Below are 17,263 nucleotides of genomic sequence, written 5' to 3'. Positions count from 1 at the left end.
CGGCAAACCCGCAACCACCGGAACCTGTCCGACCTGCGGCACCAAGATCTTCAAGATCGGCAAGGCCACCTGATCGTCGTCTGAGCCCGAGGCCGCCGCCGCCCACCGTGGGTGCGGCGGCCTCGCTGTGTCCGGCCTCAGCGGACCAGCGACTCGCGGACCCCTTCGATGTCGAGCTGTCGCGAGTACACGATCAGCTCGTCACTCTGCTGGATGACCTCATCCGCACGCGGCACCACCGGTTCACCCCCCCGCACGATGCACACAACGACGTCCCCCTCGGGCAGGTCGATCTCGCTCAGCCGCTTGCCGACCAGGCGGGACAGGTCGGGCAGCTTGACGTCGACGAGGTTGGCGCCCGACGCCTTGACGGCCAGGCCTCTGACCATGTCGGAGCCGCTGATCTCGGCCTCGATCAGCCCCATCAGCAGCTCGGTGGCGCTCACCGGCACATCGATCCCCAGCGCGGTGAAGACGTTGACGTTGACCGGGTTGTTGACCCGGGCGATGGTGCGAGGCACCCGGAACTTCCCCTTGGCCAGCTGGCACGCCACCAGGTTGTCCTCGTCGTCGCCGGTGCAGGCGATGACCACTCCCGCTCTGTCGATGCCGGTGGTGGCCAGGAAGGCCATCTCGTCGCCGTCGCCCACCATCACCGCGACGCTGCCCATCTGGTGCTCGATCCACTCGGCACGCGCCGGGTTCTTCTCGACCAGGGTGACCTCGTAGTCGCGCTCGAGTAGGTGGCGGGCCAGGTAGAAGCCTACCTTGCCGCCGCCGATGATCACGACATAGGGGCGATCAGGGCCCGCCAGAGTGTCGGTCATCGGGGCGCCTGTGCCAGGTCCTGGGGGGCGGCCGAGGGATAGGCGGGGTTCTCACCGGTGGTGAGGAAGGTGCTGATCATCGAGCTGACGATGGTGGTCGAGCAGATCGTCTCCAGCCCGAACTCTCGGTAGGTCCGCTCCCGGATAGGATCGTAGATCCTGGTGATCACGCGCGGCACGTTGAAGACAACCTTGGCCACTTGTGCGGCCATGATGTTGCGGTTGTCGCCATTGGTCACCGAGGCGAAGCAATCAGCATCCTCGATGCCGGCACGGCGCAGCACGGACTCGTCGATTCCCGTGCCAACAACCATGTTTCCGCCGAAGCTCTCGCCGAGGCGGCTGAACGCCGACACCCGCTCATCGACGATGGTGACGTCATGGCCTGCCGCGACGAGCTCGAGCGCCAGCGTCGAGCCGACGCGTCCGCAACCGACGATCACCACCTTCACGACGTTCTCCCAATCAAGTGACTTCGCCGCATTCTAGAGCGAAGAGGGAACTGCCCCCGTGACGGCCCGGACACACCGCCGACCTGGGGGGTGCCCGATGGGGGAACGCAGTTCCCCCACCGCCCTGTAGCATCCTGCCGCCATGGTTGGGTTCACACCGCAACGCATCCTCGTTCCCGTCGGCGGCGTCCCGACAGATGTAGAGGCGGTACGCCTGGCATGCCGGTTGGCGCGGCGTGGCAAGGCCAAGGTCATGGTGGTCACCGTGCTCGAGATCAAGCGCAGCCTGGCGCTCGGCACTGTTCAGGACGTGGAGATGGACACCGCCGAGACTCTCCTTGACGCCGCCGAGAAGATCGCCCGCGAGCTCGAGACCGAGATCGAGACCGAGCTGCTCCAGGCCCGCGACGCCGGTCCCGCGATCGTCGAGGAGATCGCCCACTGGAAGGCGGACCTCGTCGTCGTGGGCATGCCGTTCCGGCTGCGCTTCGGGGAGTTCCACATGGGCCGGACCGCCCCGTACATCCTGCGCCACGCCCCCTGCCGCGCCCTCCTGTTCCGCGAACCCCCGACGTAAGGGCGAGGAGGGACTGAGGGGGACGGCCTACTCGTCCGTAGCATTAGTCAGCGCAGGCGACTTCATGTCGCCGGAGCTGACACCCCTGAGTTGGGGGGTGCCCGGGGGGGAACGCAGTTCCCCCTTCACTGTCTAGGCGTCTAGGGAGCCGGCGGCGCCGACGCCGGCTATCGAGGCGACGCGGTCGTCGTCGTCCATGCGCATGATGATCACGCCCCTGGTCTGGCGGCCTGAGACCCGCACCTGGTCGAGCGGGAGGCGGATGACCTGGCCCGAGGTGCTGATCACCATCAGCTCCTCGGAGAGATCCTCGACGACACGCATGCCCACGATCTCGCCGATCTTGGGAATCGCCGTCTGGTCCACCGTGTACACGCCCTGGATGTTGCGGCTCTTCACCGGGTAGTCCGACATCGGCGTCAGCTTGCCGAAGCCGTTCTGGGTGACCACGAGCACGTGGCCCTCGGGATTGACGATGTCGAAACCCGCGATCTCGTCGCCGGCCCGCAGGCGCATGGCGCCGACGCCCATGGTGTCGCGGCCCATCGGGCGCACCTCCTTCTCGGTGAACCGTGAGCCCTTGCCACGCCTGGTGACGATGAGCAGCTCATTGCCTCCGGAGGAACGGCGCACCCAGTTGAGCTCATCGTCGCCCTGCAGGTTGATGGCGATCAGCCCGTTGCGCCGAACCGACGAGTACGCGGCCGCTGGCGTCTTCTTGATCTGGCCGAGCTTGGTCACCATCACCAGGTACTGCGAATCGCTGAACTCCTCCATGTCGATGAGCGCGGTGACCCGCTCCCGCTGGTCGAGGTCGATCAGGTTGATGACCGGGATGCCCTTGGCCTGTCGCTTGACGTCGGGGATCTCATGGGTGCGCAGCCGGAAGACGCGGCCGCGGTTGGTGAAGAACAGCATGTCGGTGTGCGTGTTCGCCGTCGTGGAGTGCGCGATGTAGTCCTCGTCGTTGGAGCGGCGCGCGCCGACCACGCCCTTGCCGCCGCGGTGCTGGGCGCGGTACTGGTCCAGCGGAATTCTCTTGATGTAGCCCCGATTTGTCAGCGTGACGAAGACCTGCTCGCGGGGGATCAGGTCCTCTTCGTTGAGCTCGACCTCACCCTGGTTGATCTGGGTGCGTCGCGGGTCCGCGTACTTCTTGCGGATGGCGGCGATCTCTTCCTTGATGATCTCGTCGACGAGCCGTGGGTTGCCGAGCACATCTTCGAGGTGGGCGATCTCCTTGATCAGCTCCTCGTACTCCTCGCGGATCTTGCTCGCCTCTAGCCGGGTCAGCCGGCCAAGGCGAAGGTCGACGATGGCCTTCGATTGGCGCTCGCTCAGCTGGAAGCGCTCCTCGAGGCCGCGCTGCGCGGTGCGCTCGTCCTGTGCGGCTCGGATGATCGCGATCACCTCGTCGAGGTGCTCGAGGCACTTCATCAGCCCCTCGAGGATGTGGGCGCGATCGCGCGCCTTTGCCAGCAGGTAGCGCGTGCGTCGCGTCACCACCAGACGACGGAAGTCGATGAAGTGCTGCAGCATCGCCTTGAGGCCGAGCACCTGGGGACGACCGTCGACGAGCGCCAGCATGATGGCCCCGAAGGTCAGCTGCAGCTGGGTGTGCTTGAACAGGTTGTTGAGGACCGCCGTTCGCCGTGCGCTCGACTTCAGCTTGATGACGATGCGGGTCTGGTCGTTGCGGTCGGACTCGTCGTTGAGTCCCTCGATGCCCTCGAGCTTGTGGTCCTTGACCAGCTCGGCGATGTTGGTGAGCAGGCGCGCCTTGTTCACCTGGTAGGGCAGCTCGCGGACGATGATCTGCTCCTTGCCGTCGGACGCCTCTTCGAAGTCCACCTGGGCGCGCATCACGATGCGCCCGTGCCCGGTGCCGTAGACGGCAGGCAGGTCGCGCGCATAGATGATCGCGCCGGTGGGGAAGTCGGGTCCCTTGATGATCTTGGTGAGCTCTTCAGTGGTGGTCTCCGGCTCGTCTATGAGGCGCACCACGCCGTCGCTGACCTCACCGAGGTTGTGCGGCGGAATGTTGGTTGCCATGCCCACCGCGATGCCGGTGGCGCCGTTGACGAGCAGGTTGGGCAGCAACGCGGGCAGGACGGTCGGTTCGAGGATGTCGGGATCGGCAAGGTACGTCTGCGCCATGTCCACTGTGTCCTTGTCGATGTCCTCGACCAAGGTCATGGCGATCGGCGACATCTTCGCCTCGGTGTATCGCTCCGCCGCCGGCGGGTCGCCGTCGACGGACCCGAAGTTGCCCTGCGAGGTGACCAGCGGGTAGCGCATCACCCAGTCCTGGGCGAGCCGGACCATCGAGTCGTAGATGGCCGTGTTGCCGTGCGGGTGATAGTTCTTCATCACCTCGCCGACAATGGCCGCCGACTTCTTGGTGCGTCCGGCGGCGGTGATGCCCTCCTGGAGCATCGCGTACATGATCCGTCGCTGCACGGGTTTGAGGCCGTCGCGCACGTCGGGGAGCGCGCGGCTGATGATCACGCTCATCGCGTAGTCCATGTAGGACGAACGCATCTCCTGCTCGAGGTCGATGTCCCTGATCTGGCCGGGCTCGAAGATGCTCATCGCGACACCGCCGCCTCACCGGGTTGCCCTGCCTGGCTCGCCGCGGCGGGCAACTGCTTGGCGATCGTCCCGCTGACGTCGCGCCGTGCCGCCTCGGCGGCGACCCGGATCGCGTTCATGATCGCCAGCGCATCGGAACGACCGTGGGCGATCACCACCTCGCCGGCGACACCGAGGAGGAGCGCACCCCCGGTGTGGCGGTAGTCGATGCCGTCACGAAGCGCCCGCAGGCGTGGCTTGAGCAGCTGGCCGCCCACCTTGCCGGACAGGCTGCCCATGGCTGCGTCGCGAAGCGCGGCGAAGAGGAACTCGCCGACACCCTCGGCGGTCTTGAGCGCGATGTTGCCGACGAAGCCGTCGCACACCGCCACGTCGCAGGCGCCGGTGAAGAGCTCCTTGCTCTCGACGTTGCCGATGAACTGCAGCGCGGAAGCCTCGAGCAGCGGGTACGCCTCCTGGACGAGCTGCGAGCCCTTGCCCGGCTCCTCACCGTTGCTGAGGAGCCCGACACGTGGCGCCGGCACCGCCATCATGGTGCGCGCGTACACCGTTCCCATGAGGGCGAACTGCACCAGCCACTCGGCCTTGCAGTCCGTGTTGGCGCCGACGTCGAGCAGGAAGGTCTGCGCGGCCCGCGAGGGCAGCAGCGCCCCGATCGCCGGCCGGGCGATCCCGGGGATGCGCTTCACCGTGAACAGCGCAGCCGCCAGCACCGCGCCGCTGTTGCCCGCGCTCACCGCGGCGCCGGCTTTGCCCTCCGCGACCAGCGCGCAGGCGCGCACCACGGAGGAGTCGCGCTTGGACCGGACGGCGTTGGCAGGATGCTCGTCCATCTCGACCACCTCGCGGGCGTCGACGATCGACAGCCGCGCCCGCGACACGGTCTCCGGTCCCTCGATGCGCGCCAGCTCGCTCTCGAGCAGCTCGCGGCGGCCGACCAGCACCACCGGGATCTGCAGCTCGGTGGCCGCGCGCAGCGCGCCGCGCACGATCTCCGCGGGGGCATGGTCGCCACCCATGGCGTCGACGGCGACAGGAGCGACGTCGGCCATCAGATGTCGAGGTTGCGCACGCTCTTGGCGTGCGTCTGGATGAATCGCTTGCGGGGCTCGACGTCGGCGCCCATGAGCCGGTCGAAGATGTCGTCGGCCTTGACGGCGTCGTCGACCGAGACGCGCAGCAGGATTCGACGGGCCGGGTCCATGGTGGTGTCCCACAGCTCGTCGGCGTTCATCTCACCGAGACCCTTGTAGCGCTGCACTTCGATGCGGCCGCCGCCCATCTCCTTGCCCTTGAGGTCGCGCTCCTCATCGCTGAACGCGTACTCCACGCGAGCGTTGCGCCCGCTGCCCTTCTCGAGCTTGTACAGCGGCGGCTGCGCCAGGTAGAGGAAGCCACCGTGGATCACCGGCTGCATGTGCCGCCAGAAGAAGGTGAGCAGCAGGGTGCGGATGTGAGAGCCGTCGACGTCGGCGTCCGCCATGAGCACGATGCGGTGGTAGCGGAGGCGCTCGATGGCGAAGTCCTCGCCGAAGCCCACGCCAAGCGCGGTGATCAGGTCCTTGATCTGCTCGTTGCCGAGGATCTTGTCGGCGCGCGCCTTCTCGACGTTGAGGATCTTGCCGCGGAGCGGCAGGATGGCCTGATTCTTGCGCTCACGGCCCTGCTTGGCGGAGCCACCGGCGCTGTCGCCCTCGACGATGAAGATCTCGCACTGCGACGGATCCTTCTCCGTACAGTCGGTGAGCTTGCCGGGCAGTGCGGAGCCCTCGAGGAACGACTTGCGCCGCACCAGGTCACGCGCCTTGGCCGCGGCCTGGCGGGCGCGCGCCGCGGTCAGCGACTGGTCGATGATGCGGCGTCCGTCGGAGGGGTTCTCGTCGAGGAACTGCATCAGCGCGTCGCTGAGCACCGTCGAGACATGGCCGGCGACCTCGCTGTTGCCCAGCTTGGTTTTGGTCTGGCCCTCGAACTGCGGGTTCTGGAGCTTGACGCTGATCACGGCGGTGAGCCCGTCGCGGACATCGTCACCGCTGAGGTTGGGGTCGTTCTCCTTGAGGATCCCCGCCTTGCGTGCGTACTTGTTCAGGGTGCCGGTCAGCGCGGTGCGGAAGCCGGTGAGGTGGGAGCCGCCCTCCTCGGTGTGGATGTTGTTGGCGAAGGCGAGCACGTGCTCGGTGAACACGCTGCTCTGGTACTGGATGGCCAGCTCGATGAGCGTGCCCTCGATCGCGCGCTCCACGTACATCGGGCGGGCGTTGACCACGGTGCGGTTCTCGTTGAGGTAGCGCACCATTGCCTGGATGCCACCCTCGAAGTAGAAGGTGTACTCGCGGTCGGCCCTCTCGTCGACGACGGTGATGGCCACCCCCTTGGTGAGGAAGGCGACCTCGCGGATGAAGTTGGCGACGATGTCCCAGCTGTGCTCCACGGTCTCGAAGACCGTCGAGTCGGGCCACCAGCGGATGGTGGTGCCGTGGCGATCGGTTGTGCCGACCACCGCCATGGGCGCGTCGGGAACGCCGCGGGTGTAGGTCTGACGGTAGAGGCTGCCCCCCTTGTGGACCTCGGCGACGAGCCGCTCGCTGAGCGCATTGACGACCGAGGCGCCGACACCGTGCAGGCCGCCCGAGACCTTGTAGCCCCCGCCGCCGAACTTGCCCCCGGCGTGCAGCTCGGTGAGCACGAGCTCGAGGCCCGGCTTCTTCTCGGTGGGATGCATGTCGACCGGGATGCCGCGGCCGTTGTCGATCACCGACACCGAGTTGTCGCGGTGTAGGGTCACGATGATGGCGTCGCACTGCCCGGCGAGCGCCTCATCGATCGAGTTGTCGACGATCTCGCGGATGAGATGGTGCAGGCCGCGCGAGTCGGTTGACCCGATGTACATCCCGGGCCGCTTGCGCACCGGTTCGAGCCCTTTGAGGGCGGTGAGCTGGGCTGAGGAGTAGGAATCCTTGGGAGCCTTGCCGCCTGCTGCAGAGCGGGTACTTGGGGATGGTTCTGCGGCTGCGATGCCGCGGTCGTCGCTTCGGGCGCTCTCGTCGATCAGGGGGGACTCCAGGGGTGCGTTTTGCCGGCGGGCGCAGCTGGATTGTGGCATGCCCCGGCCAGCGCCATGTGGAAGGGCCAGTGAGGCACGCGAAACTACAGTGAATTGTACCAGTTTCCGGTGGTTACACCGTCCGTTGCAGACGTGCTCGAAAGTGGCCGCGCGCATGGCATTTCCCTGTCCGCTGCATGTCCGCGCCGAGGCCCTGGGCCCGCGTTGCTGTCCCCGCGTAGCAGACTGCGCAGATGGCCCTTGAGGAATACCGACGCAAGCGCGATTTCACCAAGACTCCCGAGCCGTCCGGGGACGAGCCCGCGAGGTCGCGCCGCCCTCGACCAACGGCGGCCAAACCGGACTGGGGCACCCTGCCGCACGGGCAGCGCTTCTGCGTGCAGCAGCACCGCGCCACGCGCATGCACTACGACTTCCGTCTCGAGCACAACGGAGTGCTCCTGTCCTGGCCGATCCCGCGCGGGCCGACGCTGGATCCCGCGATCAAGCGGCTGGCCGTGCACACCGAGGATCACCCCGTCGACTACGGCGACTTCGAGGGTGTCATCCCGTCCGGGTACGGAGCCGGCACGGTGTTGCTCTGGGACATCGGCACGTACGAATGGCTGCGCGAGACCGCGGACGACGTCGAGAAGAGCCTGGCCAAGGGCGACCTGAAGTTCCGCCTCTCCGGAACCAAGCTGCAGGGCGAGTTCGCGCTGGTGAAGATCGGCGACCGCGGCCGCCGCTACGGGGGCAGCAGCGACGGTGACAAGAACTGGCTGCTCATCAAGAAGCGCGACGACGCGGTGGTCGAGAAGTACGAGGCCAGCGAGCACGAGGTCTCGGTCAAGACCGGCCGCTCACTGGCGGAGATCGCCGCCGACGGAGGTGGCGATCCGCGTGAGGCTGCCAGGGCGCGGCGCGCCGCCAGCACGCCGGCACAGGCCACTGCCGCACCGCGTGCGCCGGCCCAACCGGCCGCGCGACCTGCGCCGGTCACCGCAGACAAGGAGGAGCGGCTGCCCGCGCCGATGCTGGCGACCACGGTGGACCGGCCGTTCAGCCGCGAGGGCTGGTTCTTCGAGCTGAAGTGGGACGGGGTGCGCGCGCTGGCCGCCGTCGACGACGGCCGCGTGCGCCTGGTCGGGCGCAGCGGGCGCGACGAGACGTCAAGGTATCCCGAGCTGGCCGCGTTGGGGCGCGCGCTGCGCGGCCACAGCGCCGTCGTCGACGGTGAGATCGTGGTCATGAACGACGACGGCCGCCCCTCGTTCGAGCGGCTGCAGTCGCGCATCAACGTGGCCCGTGACACCGATGTCCGCCGCGCCATGCGCGACAGCCCCGCGACGTATGTCGTCTTCGACATCCTCCGGCTCGACGGGCGCGACCTCATGCAGACCTCGTTGCGCATCCGCAAGAAGACGCTCAAGGACGTGCTCACGCCAGTCGAGGCGGTGATGTACGCCGACGACGTGGAGCGCGACGGCGAGAGCTTCTTCGCCGCAGTGAAGAGCCGGGGCATCGAGGGCATGATCGGCAAACGCGCCGACTCCCCCTACCAGCCGGGTCGGCGCAGCCCCGACTGGGTCAAGGTGAAGGCCTGGCAGACGCAGTCGTGCGTCATCGCGGGCTCGACCGGCGGGCGGGGGCGGCGCAGCGAGCACCTCGGCGCGCTGATCCTCGGCGTGTACGACGGCGCCGACCTCATCCACTGCGGGCAGGTGGGGACCGGCTTCAACGAGAAGACGTTGCGCGAGCTGCGCGCGCGGCTCGACATGCTTGTCGTCCCGACCAGTGCCCTGCGGCCGCCGCCGCGCACGGCGGAGCCGGCGACGTGGGCGCGGCCGGAGCTGGTGTGCGAGGTGCGCCACGCCGGATGGACCAGGCAGGGAATCCTCCGCCACCCCGCGTACCTCGGGCTCCGCGACGACATCGCGCCGCGCGACTGCGTGCGCGAGGAACCTGCCCAGGCCGACGCCGCGGAGCCACCGACGGCCAAACCGATTGCCGTTGCGCGCAAGCGCTCGCGCGCGCACAGGCCGACGCCGGGGCGCTCCGATGACGCCGCCACCGAGGCGCTGCTCGAGCAGCTCGGCACCCTCAAGGACTCGGATTCGCTCGAGGTCGAGGGGAAGCGTGTGCGCGTCACCCACCTCAACAAGGTGATGTGGCCCGACGACCAGCTCACCAAGCGCGACCTGATTGCCCACTACCTCCGGGTGGCGCCCGTGCTGCTGCCCTACCTGCGCGACCGGCCGCTCTCCATGCAGATGTTTCCCGATGGCATCGACGGCGACCACTTCTGGCGCAAGGACAAGCCGTCGCACGCCCCGGAGTGGATCGAATCCTGGACGTACCACGGCGAGAAGACCAAGGAGTACATCGTCGTCAATGAACTGGCCACGCTGATCTGGGTGGCCAACGCCGCCTCGATCGACCTGCATCCCTGGCACTCACGCATCGACGCGCCCCGGCAGCCCGACTGGGCGGTGTTCGACCTCGACCCCGCCGAGGGGGCGACGTTCGAGAGCGTGATCACCATCGCCCGGCTCACCGGTGTGGCGCTGGACCACTACGGGCTGCACAGCGTGCTGAAGACCACCGGGCAGACCGGGCTGCAGATCTACGTGCCGATCCGGCGCGGCCCCGACTACGGCGCGGTCCGCGGCTGGGTTGAGGGCGTGGCGCGGGCGATCGGTCGCATCGTTCCTGAGCTGGTCAGTTGGGAGTGGTCGGTGAAGGCGCGCACCGGGCGGGTGCGCATCGACTACACCCAGAACATAATCAACAAGACCCTCAACGCTCCCTACACGGTGCGGGCGGTGCCGCGTGCGCCGGTCTCGGCGCCGATCACCTGGGCCGAGCTGGACGACCCCGCGCTGCGGCCCGACCGATGGACGGTGCGCACCATCGGTGAGCGGCTCGCGCAGACGGGCGACCTCTTCGCCGGCGCCCTCGCCGGTGACCAGGTGCTGCCGCCTCTGGACTGAGGGATATCCGTCCGGTCCCGTCTCACCATAGAATTCGGCCATGGCCGTGCTGCTTCTCAACGCCTCGATGCAGCCGCTCAATGTGATCAGCCACCGTCGCCTCATCATCCTGCTGAGCAAGGAGCGCGTTGCCTTCCTCGACGAGCGCTCCCAGCTGGAGGCGGCGGAAGCGCTGAGCGGTCGCCGCCTGCCCCAGGGCGTGGTCGTCGTCCGGCTGCTGCGGACCATCCAAGTGCCCCGCCGGTTGCTGCGGCCCAACCGGCGCAACCTGCTGCTGCGGGACGACCAGACGTGCCAGTACTGCGGCTACGTTGGCGCGGCCGCCGAGCTGACTGTCGACCACATCGTGCCGATGTCGCGGGGCGGCGCCGGCGACCGCTGGGACAACCTCGTGGTCGCCTGCAAGAAGTGCAACTGGCGCAAGGCCAACCACCGTCCCGAGGAGGTCGGCATGCACCTGCGCCGCAAGCCCGGTCCGCTCACCCAGGAGTACGCGCACATCATCTTCCTGCGCTACCCGGAACTGAAAGCAGCCTACGAGGCGCTCCTCACGGTCTGAGTCATGCGCTCACGCGGAGCGCGGCGGGCCTAGAATCAAAACATGCCCAGATCCATGTGGCGCGGCGCGATCAGCTTCGGCATGGTCGCCATCCCGGTGCGGCTCTACCTGGCGACGGAGTCGAAGAGCGTCTCCTTCCGGATGCTCTGTCCCACCGACCACACGCCGATCCGCAACAAGCGCTGGTGTCCCGCGGAGGACAAGGAGATTCCCTGGAGCTCGACGGTGCGCGGCTACGAGGTCGGCAAGGACGAGTTCGTCGAGATCGACGACTCCGACCTCGACAACCTCCCGCTGCCCACGTCGCACACCTGCGAGATCCTCGAGTTCTGTGAGGACCACGAGATCGAGGCAGGGCTCTACATCAAGAGCGCGTACTACCTCGAGCCCGAGGCGGTCGGGGTCAAGCCCTACTACCTGCTCAAGGCCGCCCTCGAACAGACGGGCAAGGTCGCGGTCGGCAAGATCGCGTTTCGCGACCGCGAGCACCTGTGCCGGCTGGCACTCCACGAGAAGGGCCTGCTGCTCAACACCCTGCACTGGCCCGACGAGATCCGCGACGCCGGTGAACTCTCCCTTCCCGAGGCCGAAGCGACGCCGGAGATCCACAAGCGCGAGCTCGACATGGCGGTGATGTTGGTCGACAACCTCAGCGCCAGCTTCGATCCGCAGCGCTACAAGGACAACTACCGCGAGGCGCTGATGGCCGTCGTCGAATCCAAGGTCAACGACCAGCCGCTGGAACGCGCCACGCCGGAGAAGCCGTCGAAGGTCACCGACCTGATGGCCGCGCTGAAGGCCTCCGTCGAGGCGGCCCAGAAGGGTGAGCGCGCCGAGAGGCCCGCCGGTGCCAAGCAGGCGGCTCGACGTCGCCAAACGGCGGACGGCACGCGGCGGCGCAAGGCGTCCTGAGTCGGGGTTGAGCCCACGCGCCCAGGCGGGCCGTCGCCGCCTCGCTCGCGATCCAGAGCCAGGACTGCCCATGACCATTCCTGCCGCGGGGCCGTCGGGACGGGTGGTCATTGAGGCCAGCACCCCGTGCTCGGCGCCCTTCGACGGGGACGACTGGCTCTTCAACATCGAGTGGGAGGGCTCGCGGTGCCTGCTCGTCGCCGACGCCGATGGCTCTATCCGTCTCCAGGGGGAGACAGCAGCACTCGACGAGCGCTACCCCGAGATCGTGGCCGCGGCGGGTTTCCTCGCCCGCCGGGGAGCGGTGCTCGACGGTTCGATCTGCGTCCTCGACGCGGATGGTCGTCCGGACCTCGCGGCCCTGTCTCGCCGGGTGATGAGCGGTGAACGCCGCCCGGCCGCGGTGTACCTGGTCACCGACATCCTCCACCTCGACGGCGAGCCGCTGACGTCCAGGCCCCTGCTGGCCAGGCTCGCCGCCCTGGCCGGGCTGATCCCGGCCGACTCGCGCATCCAGCTCCCCGACCACGTCGTCGGCCGGGGCCGCGCCCTCGCCGGTGCCGCCGTCGAACGCGGGCTCGCCGCCATCCTGGCCCGGCGGCAGGACGCGCCCTACCTCGCCGGCATGGCCTCGCCGTTGCGCCTGCGGATTGCGCTCTCGGCGCGCCGCGAGGCCATCGTGGTGGGGTGGCGGTCCGCGGGCACCGGTCTCCGCCTTCTCCTCGGCGACTGGGTCGAGGGCAGGCTCGGACTCGTCGGTGTGGCGCCGCTCGGCGAAGCCCTGGGCCGGCGCTGGCTCACCACAACGGCGGAGCCGGTGCCCGCGGTGGCCGTCGACGACGCGGACGCGGCCGGGCCCGGAGTCACCTGGATCCGTCCCCGCCTGATCGCCATCGTCGAGCCGGCGCTCGCCACGGGTACGCGCGGCCTGCCTGCCTGGCGCCTGGTAGCGCTGCGCGACGACGTCGACCCGATGTGGTGCGTGCGCCGGGCGCCGGTGGACCCGCCGCAGGCCACCTCGCATCAGCCGCTCCGTCCATTCAGCCCGACCGTCCTCCACGCTTTGGAGATGTGAGAGACAGGGCGGGGCTGCCCCGGCCACACCGGGCCATTCCCTATGCTCCCCGCCGTCGGTGCAGGTGGATGCGGGGAGGTGCCCAGTGCGACTGTCGTTGGTGCCACGGGAGCGGCGCTTCTATCAGCTCTTCGACGAGCAGATGACCTCCATCGTCGCCGCCGCGCAACTGTTGCGCGATGGCCTGCACGACCTGCCGTCGCTTGCTGAGACGCAGCAGAGAATCAAGGACCTCGAGCACGTCGGTGACGAGGTCACCCACGAGCTGGTGCGCACGCTCAACCGCACCTTCGTGACGCCCTTCGATCGCGAGGACATCTATGCGCTGTCCTCAGGGTTGGACGATGTCCTCGACTACATCGAGGAGATCGGTGACACGGTCACGCTCTACAAGATCGAGCGCATTCCGCCCGCTGCGCTGGAGATGATCGAGCTGATCTCCAGCGCGGTTCTCGAGCTGCAGAAGGGCGTCAGCAAGCTCGAGGGCCTCAAGGGAGTCGAGGAGCACGGCATCGAGGTGCACAGGCTCGAGAACCTCGGCGACACCGCCTCGCGGCACGCGATCGGAGAGCTGTTCTCGGGGCAGACCGATGCGCTTGAGGTGATCAAGCTCAAGGAGTTCCTGACTCTCCTCGAGGACGCGCTCGACCGCTGTGAGGACGTGGCCAACATCCTCGAGGCGATCACCATCAAGAATGCCTGACGGTCAAACCGTCCTTCTGGTCGTCACCATCGCGGTGGCCCTTGGCTTCGATTTCACCAACGGTTTCCACGACACCGCCAACGCGGTCGCCACCACGATCAGCACCCGCGCCCTTGGACCACGGCTCGCCGTCGGCGTGTCAGCGGTGCTCAACCTGGTCGGCGCTGTGGTCGCCATCCAGCTGCTCCACACCAAGGTAGCCAACACCATTGGCGGCCTCGTCGCACCAGCCGGCGGTGTGTCGCTGGCGATGATCGTGGCAGCGCTCGCCGCGGCGATCACCTGGAACCTGGTGACCTGGCGCGCCGGACTCCCGTCGAGCTCCTCGCATGCGCTCATCGGCGCGCTCATCGGGATGGGACTCGCGGGATACGGCGTGCATGCACTGAAATGGGGAACCGTGGGACCGGTGATCGTGGGCCTGATCACTTCGCCGGTCATTGGCTTCCTGCTCGGCTACCTTTTCCTCGCCGGCCTGCTGCACCTCTTCCGAACCATTCACCCATCGCGCGCCAACAAGAACTTCCGCACCGCGCAGATCTTCAGCGGCGCCTTCGTCTCATTCAGCCACGGCGCCAACGACGCCCAGAAGACGATGGCGATCATCACCCTGGCGCTGATCGCCACCCACCACATCGCTCCCAAGCCCGGCTCTTTCCCGTCGCCCCCGCTCTGGGTGGTGGTGGTGGCGGCGGTGGCGATCGGGTTCGGCACCTACGCCGGCGGGTGGCGGATCATCAAGACGCTGGGCAGCCGGATCGCCCAGCTGGAACCGGTGGATGGCTTCGCGGCGCAGACCATGGCAGCAGTGGTGATCCAGGGCGCCACCCAGCTGGCCATCCCGGTAAGCACCACGCACGTGGTGTCCGGCGCCGTGATGGGGGCGGGTGGAACGCGCCGGCTGGCGGCGGTCCGGTGGCTGACCGCCCGCAACATCGTGGTTGCCTGGGTGCTCACCATCCCGGCCACCGCCATCCTCGCCGCAGCCGGAGCGCTGGTTGCGCGGGCGATTTAGACGAGAGCGGATCCGATTCGGTTGGTCGTGTAGGGGCGGGACGGCATCGCGGAGGGAGCATTGCGAGCAGCAAGGAGATCCACTCGGCGAAGCCGAGTTAGCTCCGCAGCGGCCGCGAGCACCAGCGACCGGAGCGATGCCGTCCCGCCCTCACACCGCCGGTTCTTCTGCTCGCTCACGGATGTGTGGCATCATCGCGTCGACCCGGAACCAGGAGCTCCCCGCGACTGCGATCGGCCTGGCCGGATGTGCGAGTAGCGCGTCATGGCCATTCTCATGTGCCGTCCTGAGTATTTCGGCATCGAGTACGAGATCAACCCGTGGATGAATGTTGCCGTCGAGGTCAACCACGTCCGGGCCGTCGAACAGTGGGACGCGCTCCACAGCGTCTACACCGAGCTCGGGGAGTCGATCGCGCTGACCTCTCCACAGTCGGGCCTCCCCGACATGGTCTTCACCGCCAACGCCGCGGTGGTGTGGCGGCGCCGCGCCGTGCTGAGCCGCTTCCACCACGCCGAGCGGGCGGGGGAGGAGCGCCACTGGCGCGGCGCACTCGAGGAGCTCGACTTCGTGATCCACGAGATGCCCGCGGACATCTCCTTCGAGGGCGCCGGTGACGCGCTGTTCGTCGGCGACCACCTCTTCCAGGCGTGGGGCTTCCGCACCGACCTGCCCGCCCACTCCGAGGTGGCCCGCTTCCTGGACGTGGAGAGCACCTCGCTGCAGCTCGTCGACCCGCGCTTCTACCACCTCGACACCTGCTTCTGTCCTCTCGACGACCACAGCGCCCTGATCGCCCCGGACGCCTTCGCGCCGGAGTCGGTGGAGCTGGTGCGGGCTCGGGTGCCGCGACTCCTCGAGGTGCCCCGCGAGGTCGCCGAGGGATTCGCGTGCAACGCCATGCCGCTGCGCGGACGGGTGATCAGCTCGACGGCGGTCGAGGCGATCCGCGCACCACTGGCGGACGCCGGCTTCGAGGTGGTGTCCCTGCCCGTCGACGAGTTCATGAAGTCCGGTGGGGGGGTGCGCTGCCTCAGCCTGCCGCTCGACCTCGGCCTCGACTGACCGGGTTATCCCCAGCTTCTCCACAGAAGCCACAAGCGGGGCTATCAAGAAAAGTGGTGGGACGCCCTATTCGCTCTTGATGAGGTCGGTCACCACCTTCTGGTACCGGCGCGTGTCGTCGTAGAGCCCGTGGCGGCCGATCGAGGCGTCGCCCTGGTAGTACGCGGCCAGGGCGGCGTGGACGTCGCAGCTGTGCACGCTGAGGAGGTGGTGGAGGAGAAGGGTGCCGGCGGTCGCGTTGTCCGATGCCACGCGCAGGTTGAGGGTCCGGCCGGCGAGGTAGCGCGACACCCACTCGCCCGTGTAGGGCTCCACCTGCATCAGCCCGATGGCGCCGGTGGGTGAGACCACCCCCTGGTGCCAGCCGCTCTCCATCCAGGCCACCGCCTTGACCAGCTTGGGGTCGACGCCGATCTGGTTGGCGACGTGGACGAGCAGCGCGTTGACCCGCGCGATCCGCCCGGGCAGGTGCAGGACGGCGCCGACGTGCAGCGGTGCGTTGACGTTGAGGCCGTTGCTGCGCGCCAGCGCGGTGAGGTCGAGCCCGTAACGCCGCGCGATGCTGATCAGGGCGTCGCCGTGGACCACGATGTACGACTCCGAATCGGCGCCCCTGGCCGTGTAGCCGGGTGTGCCCATCTTGGAGTCGGGGATTTGCAGGAGCTGGCCGATCCGGATGAGGTTGGGGTCGGCGAGCTGGTTGGCCTCGGCGAGCGCCCGCACCGTGGTGCCGTGACGCAGTGCGATGGCGCTGAGCGTGTCCCCGGGATGAACGACGTAGGTGCTGGCGATGACGCCGGCCGGGACCGCGGCGGCGGTGGCGCCCATGGCAGCGGCGGCAAGGCGTGTGCGGGACGGCATGGGAGGGTTCCCTGGTAAGACGTGAGCTGGGACGTGGAACCGGGCTCCGCGCGCGGAGCGTGACCAGAGTACACGTGAAACGTCAACGTAGGCGACTTCACGTCGCCGGAGTTGACACCACTGAAGGGGGTTGCCTGAAGGGAGGACCTGTCCCCCTTCGTCCCCGGAACGGCAGTTCCCCTTCGCCACGCTGGAGGCGGCGAGGCGGCGGTGGTACCCTCCACCCATGCCGCTTCCGCAGCCGCAACGCGTGACCGTGTCCCTGCCGCTCCTTGGCGCCCTCTGCGGCGGGCTGCTTGGACTGGTCGCGTTCGCGGTCGTCGCTGCGCTCTGGCGCGTCGGCGCAACCCACCTGGCCATGGCCGCCGGCCAGGGCATCCTGTTGGTCACCCTCACCGGAATGGCCGCGGCCATCCTCAGCCGGCAGCCCAACCGCATCCGCCGCGCCCGGGTTCCGATCGGCCGAGCCCTACCGCACGCGTGGTGGCCGCCGCAGCACGACCCGGTCCCGCTTGTCGCCGCCTGTGTCGGCGCGCCGATCGCGGCCGGGGTCGGCGCCGCGATGTGGCTCTTCCACTGAGGATCGCCG

15 protein-coding genes are annotated in these 17,263 nt (G+C 68.4%); 9 read left to right on the top strand and 6 right to left on the bottom strand.

The annotated features are described in order from the left end of the window. Positions 1-137: 137 nt before the first annotated feature. The gene (locus tag JF886_RS00540) at positions 138-827 is read right to left on the bottom strand and encodes a potassium channel family protein (protein ID WP_337308528.1); all 690 of its coding nucleotides are present in this window, start codon (positions 825-827) and stop codon (positions 138-140) included. Then, the gene (locus tag JF886_RS00535; protein WP_337308526.1) at positions 824-1,279 is read right to left on the bottom strand and encodes a potassium channel family protein; all 456 of its coding nucleotides are present in this window, start codon (positions 1,277-1,279) and stop codon (positions 824-826) included. The genes JF886_RS00540 and JF886_RS00535 overlap by 4 nt, the downstream gene beginning before the upstream one ends. A 142-nt stretch (positions 1,280-1,421) precedes the next feature. Between JF886_RS00535 and JF886_RS00530 the strand changes: the two genes are divergently transcribed. After that, positions 1,422-1,856 carry a universal stress protein gene (locus tag JF886_RS00530; RefSeq protein WP_337308525.1) on the top strand — a complete coding sequence of 145 codons (435 nt, stop codon included), beginning with the start codon at positions 1,422-1,424 and terminating at the stop codon, positions 1,854-1,856. Between the two features lie 132 nt (positions 1,857-1,988). On the opposite strand, the gene gyrA is transcribed toward JF886_RS00530, so the two are convergent. The 3 genes from gyrA to gyrB are packed head-to-tail and all read right to left on the bottom strand — an operon-like array spanning position 1,989 to position 7,464. Beyond that, a complete protein-coding gene (gene gyrA / locus JF886_RS00525) occupies positions 1,989-4,448 on the bottom strand; it encodes a DNA gyrase subunit A (RefSeq protein ID WP_337308523.1) in 2,460 nt (819 codons plus the stop codon). Beyond that, positions 4,445-5,500, bottom strand: coding sequence for a phosphate acyltransferase PlsX (plsX, locus tag JF886_RS00520; RefSeq protein ID WP_337308521.1), 1,056 nt, complete (start codon positions 5,498-5,500; stop codon positions 4,445-4,447). Before plsX ends, gyrA begins: the two co-directional genes overlap by 4 nt. Beyond that, complete coding sequence (gene gyrB / locus JF886_RS00515; RefSeq protein WP_337308532.1) at positions 5,500-7,464, bottom strand: DNA topoisomerase (ATP-hydrolyzing) subunit B; 1,965 nt, start codon at positions 7,462-7,464, stop codon at positions 5,500-5,502. The genes plsX and gyrB overlap by 1 nt, the downstream gene beginning before the upstream one ends. Before the next feature lie 281 nt (positions 7,465-7,745). Here gyrB and ligD point away from each other — a divergent pair, with 281 nt between their 5' ends. From ligD to JF886_RS00480, 7 genes are all read left to right on the top strand, one after another. Beyond that, positions 7,746-10,484, top strand: a complete 2,739-nt coding sequence (gene ligD, locus JF886_RS00510) for a DNA ligase D (protein WP_337308519.1) — start codon at positions 7,746-7,748, stop codon at positions 10,482-10,484. Positions 10,485-10,524: 40 nt separating this feature from the next. Next, positions 10,525-11,043, top strand: coding sequence for an HNH endonuclease (locus tag JF886_RS00505; RefSeq protein ID WP_337308517.1), 519 nt, complete (start codon positions 10,525-10,527; stop codon positions 11,041-11,043). Between the two features lie 42 nt (positions 11,044-11,085). Next, entirely contained in the window at positions 11,086-11,955 is an 870-nt protein-coding gene (ku, locus tag JF886_RS00500) for a non-homologous end joining protein Ku (protein WP_337308514.1), read from the top strand. A gap of 70 nt (positions 11,956-12,025) precedes the next feature. Continuing rightward, the gene (locus tag JF886_RS00495) at positions 12,026-13,030 is read left to right on the top strand and encodes an ATP-dependent DNA ligase (RefSeq protein ID WP_337308512.1); all 1,005 of its coding nucleotides are present in this window, start codon (positions 12,026-12,028) and stop codon (positions 13,028-13,030) included. 100 nt (positions 13,031-13,130) lie between these two features. Further along, positions 13,131-13,733, top strand: coding sequence for a DUF47 domain-containing protein (locus tag JF886_RS00490; RefSeq protein WP_337308511.1), 603 nt, complete (start codon positions 13,131-13,133; stop codon positions 13,731-13,733). Continuing rightward, positions 13,726-14,748, top strand: coding sequence for an inorganic phosphate transporter (locus tag JF886_RS00485; RefSeq protein ID WP_337308510.1), 1,023 nt, complete (start codon positions 13,726-13,728; stop codon positions 14,746-14,748). The genes JF886_RS00490 and JF886_RS00485 overlap by 8 nt, the downstream gene beginning before the upstream one ends. Positions 14,749-15,012: 264 nt before the next feature. Next, positions 15,013-15,813: a dimethylarginine dimethylaminohydrolase family protein gene (locus JF886_RS00480; protein ID WP_337308508.1), complete on the top strand. Its 801-nt coding sequence runs from the start codon at positions 15,013-15,015 to the stop codon at positions 15,811-15,813. 66 nt (positions 15,814-15,879) lie between these two features. Here the strand turns inward: JF886_RS00480 and JF886_RS00475 are convergent, their stop codons facing one another. Then, positions 15,880-16,674 (bottom strand): LysM peptidoglycan-binding domain-containing protein, encoded by a 795-nt coding sequence (locus JF886_RS00475; RefSeq protein ID WP_337308506.1) that lies wholly within the window; start codon positions 16,672-16,674, stop codon positions 15,880-15,882. A 226-nt stretch (positions 16,675-16,900) separates the two neighbouring features. Between JF886_RS00475 and JF886_RS00470 the strand changes: the two genes are divergently transcribed. Next, entirely contained in the window at positions 16,901-17,254 is a 354-nt protein-coding gene (locus tag JF886_RS00470; protein WP_337308505.1) for a hypothetical protein, read from the top strand. The last annotated feature ends 9 nt before the right edge of the window (positions 17,255-17,263 follow it).

The sequence above is a fragment of the Candidatus Aeolococcus gillhamiae genome (genome assembly GCF_016464765.1).
Taxonomy (GTDB): Bacteria; Chloroflexota; Dormibacteria; order Aeolococcales; family Aeolococcaceae; genus Aeolococcus; species Aeolococcus gillhamiae.
This window is presented reverse-complemented; position numbering and strand designations above follow the sequence as displayed.